Origin of the sequence: Rahnella variigena (assembly GCF_003610915.1) — a bacterium.
Lineage (GTDB): Bacteria > Pseudomonadota > Gammaproteobacteria > Enterobacterales > Enterobacteriaceae > Rahnella > Rahnella variigena.
The window spans coordinates 2,136,380-2,150,784 of record NZ_NSDJ01000001.1 but is presented as its reverse complement, the minus strand read 5'-3'; the positions used below and the strand labels follow the sequence as shown (position 1 = coordinate 2,150,784).

At 52.4% G+C, this 14,405-nt stretch carries 12 protein-coding genes; all 12 read right to left on the bottom strand.

Features of this window, described 5'->3' with window-relative positions:
* Window positions 1-111: 111 nt before the first annotated feature.
* Entirely contained in the window at window positions 112-405 is a 294-nt protein-coding gene (gene ybgE / locus CKQ54_RS09885) for a cyd operon protein YbgE (protein WP_112289185.1), read from the bottom strand.
* Window positions 406-407: 2 nt separating this feature from the next.
* Window positions 408-521 carry a cytochrome bd-I oxidase subunit CydX gene (gene cydX, locus CKQ54_RS09880; RefSeq protein WP_013576433.1) on the bottom strand — a complete coding sequence of 38 codons (114 nt, stop codon included), beginning with the start codon at window positions 519-521 and terminating at the stop codon, window positions 408-410.
* Between the two features lie 10 nt (window positions 522-531).
* Window positions 532-1,671, bottom strand: coding sequence for a cytochrome d ubiquinol oxidase subunit II (cydB, locus tag CKQ54_RS09875; protein ID WP_037037106.1), 1,140 nt, complete (start codon window positions 1,669-1,671; stop codon window positions 532-534).
* Window positions 1,672-1,685: 14 nt separating this feature from the next.
* The gene (gene cydA, locus CKQ54_RS09870) at window positions 1,686-3,254 is read right to left on the bottom strand and encodes a cytochrome ubiquinol oxidase subunit I (RefSeq protein ID WP_120160391.1); all 1,569 of its coding nucleotides are present in this window, start codon (window positions 3,252-3,254) and stop codon (window positions 1,686-1,688) included.
* A 699-nt stretch (window positions 3,255-3,953) separates the two neighbouring features.
* On the bottom strand, window positions 3,954-4,826 hold the full coding sequence (sucD, locus tag CKQ54_RS09865) for a succinate--CoA ligase subunit alpha (protein WP_101077378.1): 873 nt from the start codon (window positions 4,824-4,826) through the stop codon (window positions 3,954-3,956).
* Window positions 4,826-5,992 carry an ADP-forming succinate--CoA ligase subunit beta gene (sucC, locus tag CKQ54_RS09860; protein WP_113876027.1) on the bottom strand — a complete coding sequence of 389 codons (1,167 nt, stop codon included), beginning with the start codon at window positions 5,990-5,992 and terminating at the stop codon, window positions 4,826-4,828. The genes sucD and sucC overlap by 1 nt, the downstream gene beginning before the upstream one ends.
* 100 nt (window positions 5,993-6,092) lie before the next feature.
* Window positions 6,093-7,310, bottom strand: coding sequence for a 2-oxoglutarate dehydrogenase complex dihydrolipoyllysine-residue succinyltransferase (gene odhB, locus CKQ54_RS09855; RefSeq protein ID WP_120160389.1), 1,218 nt, complete (start codon window positions 7,308-7,310; stop codon window positions 6,093-6,095).
* Between the two features lie 45 nt (window positions 7,311-7,355).
* On the bottom strand, window positions 7,356-10,163 hold the full coding sequence (sucA, locus tag CKQ54_RS09850; RefSeq protein WP_120160387.1) for a 2-oxoglutarate dehydrogenase E1 component: 2,808 nt from the start codon (window positions 10,161-10,163) through the stop codon (window positions 7,356-7,358).
* Between the two features lie 405 nt (window positions 10,164-10,568).
* On the bottom strand, window positions 10,569-11,285 hold the full coding sequence (locus CKQ54_RS09845; RefSeq protein ID WP_013576440.1) for a succinate dehydrogenase iron-sulfur subunit: 717 nt from the start codon (window positions 11,283-11,285) through the stop codon (window positions 10,569-10,571).
* A 19-nt stretch (window positions 11,286-11,304) separates the two neighbouring features.
* Window positions 11,305-13,071 (bottom strand): succinate dehydrogenase flavoprotein subunit, encoded by a 1,767-nt coding sequence (gene sdhA / locus CKQ54_RS09840; RefSeq protein WP_112289181.1) that lies wholly within the window; start codon window positions 13,069-13,071, stop codon window positions 11,305-11,307.
* A 3-nt stretch (window positions 13,072-13,074) separates the two neighbouring features.
* A complete protein-coding gene (sdhD, locus tag CKQ54_RS09835) occupies window positions 13,075-13,422 on the bottom strand; it encodes a succinate dehydrogenase membrane anchor subunit (RefSeq protein WP_095921202.1) in 348 nt (115 codons plus the stop codon).
* Window positions 13,416-13,805 (bottom strand): succinate dehydrogenase cytochrome b556 subunit, encoded by a 390-nt coding sequence (gene sdhC / locus CKQ54_RS09830; protein ID WP_015698116.1) that lies wholly within the window; start codon window positions 13,803-13,805, stop codon window positions 13,416-13,418. Before sdhC ends, sdhD begins: the two co-directional genes overlap by 7 nt.
* Between the last annotated feature and the right edge of the window lie 600 nt (window positions 13,806-14,405).

Here is a 14,405-nt window from a genome sequence, read left to right as displayed (position 1 = left end):
TCAAGTGAGTTGGGGTTGGGAATGGGTTGCATTGCTGGAACGAAAATAATTATGGGCCAGAACGGCCCATAGGACGATTACTGTAAATTTGTCTTTTATTTCAGCAAAGAATCAGCTGAAAAAGTAAAAAAGTCCTGCGGCCAGCGCAATCATGGCAAGTATCGGAGAGAAGAATGCCTTCCATACCGATTTATGCGGACGAAAGCCAAGGCCGTGGATCACACCTGCACAGACTGCCCATATCAGGATGATGCCGTGCCAGACTTCCAGCTGACTGGTTGACGAGGCAAACAGGCCCGGTTTCCAGAATACGCATCCGGCAAGCACCAGTGACATCACAAGCGAAAGGGCCCGCAAGGGGCCCTTGTCTGTGATGGCGTAGAGTTTATCCACGATCACACTCATTATTACTTCTCTTCTTTAGCCGCTTTATTGGCTTCGCTGTGTTCAAACGCCAGCGCGGTAATGATACCGAATGAGCAAGCCAGTAAGGTGCCGAGGATCCAGGCAAAATACCACATGGTGTTCTCCTTAATACAACGAATGCTTGTTGTTCTCGATGTAGTGTTTATCGAGGCGACCGAACATCTTGTAATACGCCCATGAGGTGTAAATCAGGATGATTGGTACAAAGATACAGGCAACAACGGTCATCACTCTGAGCGTCAGCAAGGTGGATGTCGCATCCCACATGGTCAGGCTGGCGTTCGGCTCAGTGATTGACGGCATCACGAACGGGAACATAGTGATACCCGCAGTCAGGATCACACAGGCGATAGTCAGTGAGTTACTGATGAATGCCAGCGCCGCTTTGTTCATGCGTGAGAACAAAATGGTCAGCAGCGGCAGAATCACACCCAGTGCAGGGATCGCCCACAGACCCGGAGTCTTGTTGAAGTTAGCCAGCCATGCACCGGCTTCATGAGACACCGTTTTGCGCAGCGGGTTTGACGGGCCGGCGTGATCCATAACAGACGTCACGGTGAAGCCATCAATCCCTTTCACTAACCAGATACCTGCCAGCAGGAAGCACACCATCATCACCAGTGCAGAAATCTGCGACGCGGTGCGGGTACGCAGGTGCAGTTCACCCACAGTACGCATTTGCAGATAGGTGGCACCTTGCGTGATAAGCATGGTCAGGCTGACCAGACCGGCCAGAATGCCGTACGGGTTCAGCAGGCCAAACAGGTTACCGGTGTAGAACAGACGCAGGTCGCTGTCGATATGGAACGGAACACCCAGCAGCAGGTTACCGAACGCCACACCGAACACCAGTGCAGGGACGAAGCTGCCGATAAAGATGCCCCAGTCCCACATGCCACGCCAGCGCGGGCTCTCGAGTTTTGAACGATAGTCAAAGCCCAGCGGACGGAAGAACAAGGCGCACAGCACCAGCACCATCGCGGCGTAGAAGCCGGAGAATGCCGCGGCGTAAACCATCGGCCATGCTGCAAACAATGCACCACCGGCGGTGATCAGCCAGACCTGGTTACCGTCCCAGTGCGGGGCGATGGCGTTGATCATCACGCGGCGGTCAGTATCGGTTTTACCGATAATGCGCACCAGAATGCCCACGCCCATATCAAATCCATCGGTGACTGCGAAGCCGATAAACAGCACGCCAATCAGCACCCACCAGATGAACCGTAAAACTTCATAATCAAACATAAGTGGACTCCCTATTACCGAGCTTGCTCAAGTGGCGCTGAAGTTTGTTCATAATGATAACGGCCAGTTTTCAGGCTGCTTGGGCCCAGGCGCGCATATTTGAACATCAGGAACATTTCAGCGATCAGGAACAGGGTGTACAGGCCACAGATGAGGATCATCGAGGAGAGTACATCACCCACAGTCAGTGAAGAGTGCGCAACCGCAGTCGGTAACACCTCACCAATCGCCCAAGGCTGACGGCCATATTCGGCCACGAACCAGCCCGCTTCGACAGCAATCCACGGCAATGGCAGGCCGATGAATACCGCGCGGTGTAACCAGCGTTTCTGACCAATCTTGCCGCGCAATACGGTATAGAAGGACAGCGCAATCAGCACGAACATCAGGATGCCGCAGGCAACCATGATACGGAATGCGAAGTACAGCGGCAGAACGCGCGGAATAGAATCTTTGGTCGCTTTCTGAATTTGTGCGTCAGTCGCACCCGCCGGGTTGTCGGTATAGCGTTTCAGCAACATACCGTAGCCCAGATCCTGCTTAGCATTTTCAAAATCGCTGCGTACTTTCGGGTCAGTGTTGCCCGAACGCAGTTCTTCCAGCAGGGTGTAGGCTTTCATACCATTGCGGATACGCACTTCGTGTTGCGCCATCAGGTCTTTCAGACCGGTGACCGGCGTATCAACAGAACGCGTGGCAATCAGGCCGAGCAGATATGGGATCTGAATAGAATATTCGTTCTCCATTTTGTCCTGGTTAGGCATACCAAACAGCGTGAAGCTGGCCGGTGCAGGTTGGGTGTCCCACTCTGCTTCGATAGCTGCCAGTTTGGTTTTCTGCACGTCACCCATTTCATAACCGGATTCATCACCCAGCACGATAACGGAAAGTACGGCAGCCAGACCAAAGCTTGCAGCAATCGCAAATGAGCGTTTCGCGAAACCGACGTCACGACCTTTAAGCAGGTAGTAAGAGCTGATAGCCAGAATGAACATCGCGCCAGTCACATAACCAGACGCTACGGTGTGAACGAATTTAACCTGCGCAACCGGGTTCAGGACCAGCTCAGAGAAGCTGACCATTTCCATACGCATGGTTTCGTAGTTGAAGGTGGAAGCAATCGGGTTTTGCATCCAGCCGTTCGCCACCAGGATCCACAAGGCGGACAAGTTTGAGCCAAGCGCCACAAACCAGGTCACTGTCATGTGTTGAACTTTAGAGAGACGATCCCAACCGAAGAAGAACAGGCCGACTAAAGTGGATTCCAGGAAGAACGCCATCAAACCTTCGATCGCCAGAGGCGCACCGAAGATATCACCGACGTAATGTGAGAAATATGACCAGTTAGTACCGAACTGGAATTCCATGGTTAAACCGGTTGCAACGCCCAGTGCAAAGTTAATTGCAAAGAGTTTGCCCCAGAATTTGGTCATATCTTTATAGATTTGTTTGCCGGAAAGCACATAAACCGTTTCCATAATTGCCAGTAAAAACGCCATACCCAGCGTTAATGGGACAAATAGGAAATGGTACATGGCTGTTAAAGCAAACTGTAAACGCGACAGTTCAACGATATCAAACATCTTGACCCCTTGCTCCTCGGAGGAAGACCCCAAATTGCGATCTTTGACGAACCGGTTGCCGGAACGCCTCTTGACTACCAATATTCAAATGTGTGTAGAACAGAAATGCCCGCGGCAGGCACTCTGAACCCGGAAAACGCACGGTCAGTAAGCCTCTAAGAGGCTGATGAGCAGGCGAAATCACGGGGAAAAGTAAACATACAAAAAACTGATGTTACAGGACCAATATGTTACGCCAGTAATCCCACACATTAAATAGGTTTTTTAGTGACCCAAAGCGGATTTCCGTGTACAGGTCAATTTAAGAACAAAACAGTGAAAATCGCTGTAATTGATCTGCCGCAATTTAAGCCTATCTCCTTGTTTATTTCTATATTACCCACATCAATTTCTGAAAAAATATTTCAGGATGTTAATCATTGGTTTCATTGGGCTTTAAGGGTGGACTTAATGTTAATTAATTGTGCTTATATGGTTGTCATTAATATCTATTTTGCTACCTGTTGAAACCTAATTATTAACCTTTTATTTCCAATGAACCTATCGTGCTGTGTTAATAAATATAGCTCAATTCAGCGAATGTTAAATATTTCGCTTAAAATAAAAAAGGCCACCCGAAGGCGGCCAACATGTCGAATCAGTTTCTTAAATAAATCGACTTACATCGCACCGGATTTTTTCCGGCGCGACGGGTATTACTTATTGCGGCAGGACAGATTTCACGGCTTCGCCGATATCTGCCAGGCTGCGAACGGTTTTAACGCCGGCCGCTTCCAGTGCTGCAAATTTCTCGTCTGCAGTGCCTTTACCACCGGCAATGATGGCACCTGCGTGGCCCATACGCTTGCCTTTGGGCGCAGTCACACCGGCGATGTAGCCCACAACCGGTTTAGTCACGTGTGCTTTGATGTACGCAGCAGCTTCTTCTTCTGCGTTACCACCGATTTCACCGATCATGACGATCACTTCAGTCTGTGGATCTTCCTGGAACAGCTTCAGGATATCGATGAAGTTAGAGCCCGGGATCGGGTCACCGCCGATGCCGACGCAGGTAGACTGGCCGTAACCGTAATCAGTGGTCTGTTTAACAGCTTCATAGGTCAGTGTACCGGAGCGGGAAACGATGCCCACTTTGCCTGGCAGGTGAATATGGCCAGGCATGATGCCAATTTTGCATTCGCCAGGGGTGATCACGCCCGGGCAGTTTGGCCCGATCATCACTGCATCGCTCTGATCCAGTTTCACTTTAACCACCAGCATATCCAGCGTCGGGATGCCTTCAGTGATACAGATGATCAGTTTGATACCCGCATCCAGCGCTTCCAGAATGGAGTCTTTGCAGAACGGAGCCGGAACATAAATTACAGACGCCGTTGCGCCGGTAGTTTCTACCGCTTCGCGCACGGTGTTGAACACGGGCAGACCCAGGTGCTCGGTGCCGCCTTTGCCTGGCGTAACGCCGCCAACCATTTTGGTGCCGTAAGCGATGGCTTGTTCGGAGTGGAAAGTACCCTGGCTACCGGTGAAACCCTGGCAGATAACTTTGGTGTTCTTGTTGATTAAAATCGACATTATTTCCCCTCCACTGCCGCGACAACTTGTTGAGCCGCATTCGTCAGGCTGGTCGCTGCAATGATGTTCAAACCGCTGTCTGCCAGTTTTTTGGCACCCAGCTCTGCATTGTTACCTTCAAGACGTACCACAACCGGTACGCTGACGCCCACTTCTTCCACCGCGCCGATGATACCGTCGGCGATCAGGTCGCAACGTACGATACCGCCGAAGATGTTAACGAAGACGGCTTTCACTTTTTCATCAGACAGAATGATTTTGAAGGCTTCAGTCACGCGTTCTTTGGTTGCACCACCACCAACATCCAGGAAGTTAGCCGGTTCGCCACCGTGCAGTTTCACGATGTCCATGGTACCCATTGCCAGACCGGCACCGTTCACCATGCAACCGATGTTGCCGTCGAGGGCAACGTAGTTCAGTTCCCACTGCGCTGCCTGTGATTCACGGGCATCTTCCTGGCTGTAATCGCGCATTTCGCGCAATTCTGGCTGACGGAACAAGGCGTTGCCGTCCGCACCCAGTTTGCCGTCGAGGCAGATCAGGTCGCCAGCGGTAGTCACCACCAGCGGGTTGATTTCGATCAGCGCCAGATCGCGCTCAAGGAAGATGTTCGCCAGACCCATGAAGATCTTAGTGAACTGCTGAACTTGCTTACCGGTCAGACCCAGTTTGAACGCCAGTTCGCGCCCCTGGTAAGGCTGCGGACCTGCCAGCGGATCCAGGGCTACTTTATGGATCAGGTGTGGCGTTTCTTCTGCCACTTTCTCAATTTCCACGCCGCCTTCGGTAGACGCCATGAACACCACACGACGGGAGCTGCGATCGACTACCGCACCGAGGTACAGTTCCTGATCGATATCCGTTGCCGCTTCAACCAGGATCTGGTTAACCGGCTGACCGCTGGCGTCTGTCTGATAAGTCACCAGACGTTTACCTAACCAGTGTTCAGCAAAAGCGCGAATTTCTTCTTTGCTTTTAACCACTTTCACGCCGCCCGCTTTACCGCGGCCACCGGCATGAACCTGACATTTCACCACCCACGGACCGGCACCGATTTTCGATGCAGCCTCTTCCGCTTCACGCGGGGTGGAACAGGCGAAGCCTGATGGTGCTGGCAGGCCGTAGCGCAGGAACAGCTGTTTCGCCTGATACTCGTGTAAATTCATGATGTTCTATCCATTCTTATTCGGTAAGTAGGAAGGCTTATCAGGGCACAGCGAACTGTGCCGCAGATTTTTCGATCTCTAATCTTTCGTTGCGCCGGGACTAGACGTCCAGCAGCAGACGAGCCGGATCTTCCAGCATTTCTTTAATGGTCACCAGGAAGCCGACCGATTCACGGCCGTCCACCAGACGGTGATCGTAGGACAGTGCCAGATACATCATTGGCAGAATCACTACCTGACCATTGACCGCCATAGGACGATCTTTAATGGCATGCATGCCGAGGATCGCACTCTGTGGTGGGTTGATGATTGGCGTGGACATCAGGGAGCCGAAGACGCCGCCGTTGGTCACGGTAAAGTTACCGCCGGTCAGTTCTTCCACTTTCAGTTTGCCGTCACGACCTTTGATCGCCAGCTCTTTGATTTGCTTCTCGATATCAGCCATGCCCAGCGTATCTACGTCACGCAGAACTGGCGTAACCAGACCACGTGGAGTCGATACCGCAATGCTGACGTCGAAATAGTTATGGTAAACCACATCTTCGCCATCAATAGACGCGTTCACTTCCGGATAGCGTTTCAGCGCTTCAACCACGGCTTTCAGATAGAAAGACATAAAGCCCAGACGCACGCCGTGACGTTTTTCGAAACCATCACCGTACTGCTTACGCAGATCCATGATTGGCTTCATGTTGATTTCGTTGAAGGTGGTCAGCATCGCAGTGCTGTTTTTCGCTTCAAGCAGACGCTCAGCCACGCGCTTACGCAGACGGGTCATCGGCACACGTTTTTCGCTACGTGAACCCAGAGCAGGAGCGGCGCTGGAAGCTGCCGGAGCGGCTGCCGGTTTAGCGTCTTTGGCTTTCGCCAGATGCTGTTCGATATCTTCACGGGTCAGACGACCGCCGACACCGCTGCCTTTGATCGCGCTGGCATCCAGAGAATGTTCAGCAATCAGGCGGCGGATAGCCGGGCTGAGTGCGTCATTGTTCTCTTCTTCCAGTGCTGCTGTGTGGCGTGCCGCAGGAGTCGCTTCTTTTTCGGAGCTTTTCTCAGTGCTTGGCTTACCGGAGCTGTTGCCCGGACGGATACGCGCCAGGATCTGGCGGGAAATCACGGTAGCGCCTTCGTCTTCGATGATGCTGTCCAGAATACCGGCTTCACTTGCTGGCACTTCCAGAACCACTTTATCGGTTTCAATTTCTACCAGTACATCGTCACGCTCAACACTGTCGCCCGGTTTTTTGTGCCAGGTGGCAACCGTCGCATCCGCAACGGATTCAGGAAGGTCAGGGACCAGAATATCTACGCTACTCATTATAAATCCTTCTTATGTTCCATAGTGTTAACTCACGCCAACGCGTTATTTAACGTTAAGCGCATCGTTAACCAGATCTTGCTGTTGCTTCTGGTGAACGGACATGTAGCCGACTGCCGGGGAAGCAGAGGCCGGACGTCCTGCGTAACGTAAAGAAGCCCCGAAAGGAATCACTTCACGGAAATTGTGCTGGCTGCAATACCACGCGCCCTGGTTCAGCGGCTCTTCCTGACACCAGACGAAGTCATGAACGTGTGAGAATTTCTCGAGCACTTCCTGAATCGCTTTGTGCGGGAACGGATACAGCTGCTCGATGCGGACAATCGCCACATCGGTTTGCTCGTTTTTGCGACGTTGTTCCAGCAGGTCGTAGTAAACCTTACCGGAGCACATCACCACGCGCTTAACCTGTTTTGGATCCAGTTCGTCAACTTCACCAATCGCTGGCAGGAAGCTGCCGTCGGCCAGTTCTTCCAGCGTAGAAACCGCCAGAGGATGACGCAACAGTGACTTCGGTGACATCACGATCAGCGGACGACGCATACCACGCAGTGCCTGACGACGGATCATGTGATAAACCTGCGCCGGGGTAGACGGGATACACACCTGCATGTTTTGCTCAGCGCAAAGTTGCAGATAGCGTTCCAGACGCGCGGAGGAGTGCTCCGGCCCCTGCCCTTCGTAGCCATGCGGCAGCAGCATCACCAGACCACACATGCGGCCCCATTTCTGTTCGCCGGAACTGATGAACTGGTCGATAACTACCTGCGCACCGTTGGCGAAGTCACCGAACTGCGCTTCCCAGATGGTCAGGGTGCGCGGTTCAGCAGTCGCATAACCGTATTCAAACGCCAGTACCGCTTCTTCGGAAAGCACGGAATCCCAGACGTTGAACTCGCCCTGGCTGTTATGAATATTGGCCAGCGGCACGTACACGGAACCGTTTTTCTGATTGTGGATCACAGCATGACGGTGGAAGAAGGTGCCACGACCGGTATCTTCACCGGACAGACGAATCGGAATGCCTTCGTCCACCAGCGTAGCGTACGCCAGATTTTCTGCGCCGCCCCAGTCGAATTTCTTATTACCTGCGGCCATCTCGTTACGGTCGCCGTAAATCTTGGCAACGCGTGACTGCATTTCAATCGCATCCGGCACATGGCTGACGCGACGCGCCAGTTCCTGCAGACGTTTCAGCTCAACCTTATTCGGGTATGGCTCGTCCCACTCATGATTCAGATACGGCGACCAGGTGAAAGTGTGCATGTCATTCTGACGCCACTCTTCCACTACACACTCACCGGCATCCAGCGCATCACGGTACAGATTGACCATTTCCGTCGCATCTTCGAGGCTGGCAACGTTCTGCTCAGTCAGGACATCAGCGTAGATTTTGCGTGGCGTCGGGTGTTTCTTGATCTTGGTGTACATCAGCGGCTGGGTTGCGCTAGGTTCGTCGGCCTCGTTATGGCCGTGGCGACGGTAGCAAACCAGGTCGATCATGACGTCACGTTTAAAGGTGTTACGGAAATCCAGTGCCAGACGGGTCACGAAAGCGACTGCTTCAGGATCATCTGCATTGACGTGGAAAATCGGTGCCTGCACCATTTTCGCGATATCCGTACAGTAATCGGTAGAACGTGCATCTTTTGGATTCGAGGTGGTGAAGCCCACCTGGTTATTGATGACGATACGCACGGTACCGCCCACTTCATAACCGCGTGCCAGCGACATGTTCAGGGTTTCCTGAACCACACCCTGACCGGTAATTGCCGCGTCACCGTGAATGGTGATTGGCAGAACCATGTTGCTGCGCGCTTCGTCCAGACGGTCACGACGGGCACGAACAGAACCGATGACGACCGGGCTGACGATTTCCAGGTGCGACGGGTTAAACGCCAGCGCCAGGTGAACCATACCGCCTTCGGTTTCCACATCAGACGAATAGCCCATGTGGTATTTCACGTCACCGGTACCCAGGTGTTCTTTATGCTTACCGGAGAATTCGTCGAACAGGTCCTGAGGTTTTTTCCCCAGCACGTTGATCAGCACGTTCAGACGTCCGCGGTGCGCCATACCCAGCACCACTTCGCGGGTTCCGTTTTTGCCGGCATGACGGATCATGTCTTTGAGCATCGGAACCAGCGCATCGCCACCTTCGAGAGAGAAACGTTTTGCACCCGGGAATTTCGCACCCAGATAACGTTCCAGACCTTCAGCTGCGGTCAGTTCTTTCAGGAAGGTTTTCTTTTCATCATTGGTGAAATTCGCACGACCCGCCACGGATTCGATACGCTGTTGGATCCAGCGTTTCTCTTCGGTGTTGGTGATGTGCATGTATTCCGCACCAATGGATCCGCAATAGGTTTGCTTCAGGGCTTTATACAGCTCGCCGAGCTGCATGGTTTCCTTGCCAATGGCAAATGAACCGACGTTGAAGGTCTCCTGGAAATCAGCTTCTGTCAGATGATGGAACGCAGGATCCAGATCAGGTACATCGTCCAGTTTCCACAGGCCGAGGGGATCAAGGTTCGCGTTCTGATGGCCACGGAAGCGGAAGGCGTTGATTAACTGCAGCACCTTGACTTGCTTGGCATCCGTTTCCGGATCGCTGATGGAGGAGTTATAACGTGACGCGTCTTTCGCCAGTCGGCGGAAGTAGTCTCGTGTTTGAGAATGGAGTTGCTCTGGTTTCACACCCACTGTTGGTAGCTGTTTAAAAATCGAACGCCAGCTATCGTCAACGGAACCAGGATCGGTTAAGTAGTCTTCATAGAGTTGTTCTATGTAAGACTGGTTCGCACCCGCCAGATAGGAGGAATCCAGCCAGGCCTTCATTGCGCCGTTCTGCATCGTGATCCCTTAAGCTTTGAAGCTTTAGTTTTCGCCGTGGTTAATAATATTGACCGTGATACACCGCGGTAAAACGGTTTTCCTTACTAAAACAGTTCGCTGGTTGAGCGTTTGGCTCTTCAAGGAACCTTCAAAAATCATCCATCTGGCTGAGTGATTTTTGAAGTTGCCCTGCTTTTTCTTCCCGACTCTTTACTGCCCTTATATCCCCCTGTTTTTCACCCGGCTATCTTACTCCAGTCAGGCGCAACTTTGTTGCACTTGTTGCTACTTTGTTATTAAAAAATTACTTATTTGCTATCGTCGCCTCAGTTACCGCATTTGTAACTAAAGAAAGTGCAAAACCGGTGGTAACTAAATAACAGCGGGAACCTGAGTTCCCGCTGATTGCGTTACCTAAACCACTCAGGCACCACGCTGCAGAAGCATGGATTTGATATGGCCGATCGCCTTGGTCGGGTTCAGCCCTTTCGGACACACACTCACACAGTTCATGATGCTGTGGCAGCGGAATACGCTGAAAGCATCGTTCAGATCGTCGAGGCGCGATTGTGTTTCGGTATCGCGACTGTCGATCAGGAAGCGGTAAGCGGCCAGAAGGCCTGCCGGACCGACAAATTTGTCCGGATTCCACCAGAACGAAGGACAAGATGTTGAGCAGCAGGCGCAGAGAATACATTCGTACAATCCGTCCAGCTTTTCACGGTCATCCGGCATCTGTAAATGTTCACGCGCCGGAGGATTCTTCCCATCATTCAACAGGTAAGGCTTAATCTTCTCATACTGCTTATAGAATTGTCCCATGTCCACAACAAGGTCGCGCACAACAGGCAAACCTGGTAACGGACGGATAACAATTTTCTTGCTGCCGTTACGCAACGTCGATACCGGCGTGATACACGCCAGACCATTTTTACCGTTCATGTTCACGCCATCTGACCCGCAAACACCTTCACGGCATGAGCGGCGGAAAGCCAGCGTCGGATCCTGTTCTTTCAGCAAAATCAGCGCGTCGAGCAACATCATGTCGCGCCCTTCTTTCGCTTCCAGCACGTAATCCTTCATGTACGGAACGTCATCGACGTCCGGGTTGTAGCGATAAATCGAAAATTCAATTTTCATAATCTGTCTCCGCTCCGCCCTAGTAAGTACGCGCTTTCGGCGGGAACGCCGCGCGAAGCTTAGGCTGCATGTTCACCTCACGGCGGGTCATGCTTTCTGTTTCCGGCTGATACAGCGTATGGCACAACCAGTTCGCATCATCACGCTCAGGGAAGTCGAAGCGGCTGTGTGCGCCACGGCTTTCTGTGCGGTAGTTTGCGGAGACGGCAGTAGAGAACGCAGTTTCCATCAGGTTATCCAGCTCCAGACACTCGACGCGCTGGGTGTTGAATTCTGAGGAGGTATCATCCAGACGCGCTGATTTCAGACGCTCGCGGATCACTTTCAGTTCTTCCAGACCTTTCGCCATCGCATCACCTTCACGGAATACCGAGAAGTTGTTCTGCATGCACGATTGCAGGTCTTTACGGATTGCCACCGGATCTTCACCTGAACGGGTGTTGTTCCAGCGGTTCAGACGTTCCAGAGACACATCGATATCATCCTGAGACGCATCGCGGCTGTCGCCCTGCTCGGCAATGGACTCCTGCAGATGCATACCCGCTGCACGACCAAACACCACCAGATCCAGCAGCGAGTTACCGCCAAGGCGGTTAGCGCCATGAACCGATACGCAGGCGATTTCGCCGACCGCAAACAGCCCCGGGATCACTTCATCCTGACCCTGTGCATTCACTCGCAGCGCCTGACCGGTCACTTTGGTCGGAATACCGCCCATCATGTAGTGGCAGGTTGGGATAACAGGAATTGGCTCTTTCACCGGATCGACGTGTGCGAAGGTACGCGACAGTTCGAGAATACCCGGCAGGCGGGATTCCAGAACGTCTTTACCCAGATGATCAAGTTTCAGTTTGGCGTGCGGGCCCCACGGACCTTCACAGCCACGGCCTTCACGGATTTCGATCATGATGGAACGCGCCACCACGTCACGACCCGCCAGGTCTTTCGCATTCGGCGCATAACGTTCCATGAAACGCTCGCCGTCTTTATTAAGCAGATAACCGCCTTCACCACGACAGCCTTCTGTTACCAGAACCCCGGCACCGGCGATACCGGTCGGGTGGAACTGCCACATTTCCATATCCTGCACCGGCACGCCGGCACGCAGCGCCATACCGACACCGTCACCGGTATTAATGTGGGCGTTGGTGGTGGACTGATAAATACGCCCTGCACCGCCGGTGGCCAGCACGGTGGCTTTGGCTTTGAAGTACACCACTTCACCGGTTTCGATACAGATAGCCGTACAGCCGACGATGGCGCCGTCCTGGTTTTTCACTAAATCCAGTGAATACCATTCGGAGAAAATCGTGGTGCCGTTCTTCAGGTTTTGCTGATACAGCGTGTGCAGCAAGGCATGACCGGTACGGTCAGCGGCTGCCGCAGTACGTGCCGCCTGCTCACCGCCGAAGTTCTTCGACTGGCCGCCAAACGGACGCTGATAAATACGACCGTCTTCGAGACGGGAGAAAGGCAGCCCCATGTGCTCCAGTTCCAGAATCGCTTCCGGGCCGGTTTTACACATATATTCAATGGCGTCCTGGTCACCGATATAGTCGGAACCTTTTACGGTGTCGTACATGTGCCATTCCCAGTCATCCTCATGGGTGTTACCCAGCGCGACGGTGATACCGCCCTGCGCTGACACCGTATGGGAGCGGGTCGGGAAGACTTTTGAAATCAGGGCGCAGGACAGCCCCATTTGTGAAATTTGTAACGCGGCACGCATACCGGCGCCACCTGCACCGATAACGACAGCATCAAACTCTCTGACTGGCAGATTCATTTACTACGCTCCCCAAACAACAATTGTTCCGTAAAGTAGGTAAACCACTAATGTCACGACAATGGCCAGTTGCAGCACAAGCCGGACAGCTACCGGTTTCACATAGTCCGTTAACACCTGCCACATGCCGATCCACGCGTGGATCAGAATCGACAGCAGCGCCAGCAGTGTGAATACTTTGGTGATGGAGGAAGAGAAGAAGCCATGCCAGACATCAAATGTCAGTTCCTGAGCCAGAACCACGAAGCCCAGAATATAGAGGATGTACAGGGTGAGGATAATTGCGGAAGCACGCAGTAACAGCCAGTCGTGCACACCATTGCGCCCTAACGCAGAAACGTTGCTTACCATACGAGGACTCCAGCCAGAATTGACAGCACGACGGTCAGACCGATTGCCACCTGGGCAGAACGGGTACCGGCAGCCAAACTCTCTTCGATATAGCCAAAATCCATCAGCAAATGGCGGATGCCACCGCAAACGTGATAGGCCAGCGCAGTGAGTATTCCCCAAAAGATGAATTTGACGAAGAAGCTATTCATGATGGCGGCAGCATGTGCAAACCCTTCAGGAGAAGAGAGAGACAGGCCTAACAGCCAGAGGAGGATACCGACGGCGACGAAGGTAATTACGCCAGAGACTCGGTGTAAGATGGACGCTATCGCAGTAACAGGAAACCGGATCGTTTGCAGATCCAGATTGACAGGTCTTTGTTTTTTCACGGTTTTGCCCACACAGCTCTTATTATTTTACTTCCTCCGGGCCCGGAGCAGTATGTCAGACAGCATCCTTTCCTTCGTTCTTGTCGCTGTGGGTGCGTTGGCTGCGCGCGCTCACCCTAATCACTGACCTATGTCAGCTCATAGGGATTCGGTTGCTTGCCGTCTTCCCACAACACCAATAACTTTGGAAAGCTGAGCTAAAAGCTCATCAGTTTTCGCGCTCAAAGGACGACATCCAGTGTGCTTAAAAGGCGCGATAAACGTATTTTCGTAGCCGTAACGTAAAGGGCGAAGAAAATGATGCTGGGTGCTCCTACTTCGGATTGTCCGGAGACCTTGTAGGAGTATAGGTTGATCACATTCTTATTACAATTGCCCTACAAATGCTTTATTCACATTTCTCTGAAACAGTGAGTTAGCTCTCACTTTTCATAAAATACACAAAATAAATTATCTGGTTTGACAATTGATCAACATTTCCATTACAAATGAGTTATCTCTATAGGACTGTGATACTGAGCACATACCGGCTTTCGCCTGATGCACCAGAAAGGCGAAAGTTTCTGAAGAATCAGTGGATCACACAATCGCAAATACGGGTCTTCCCTGATG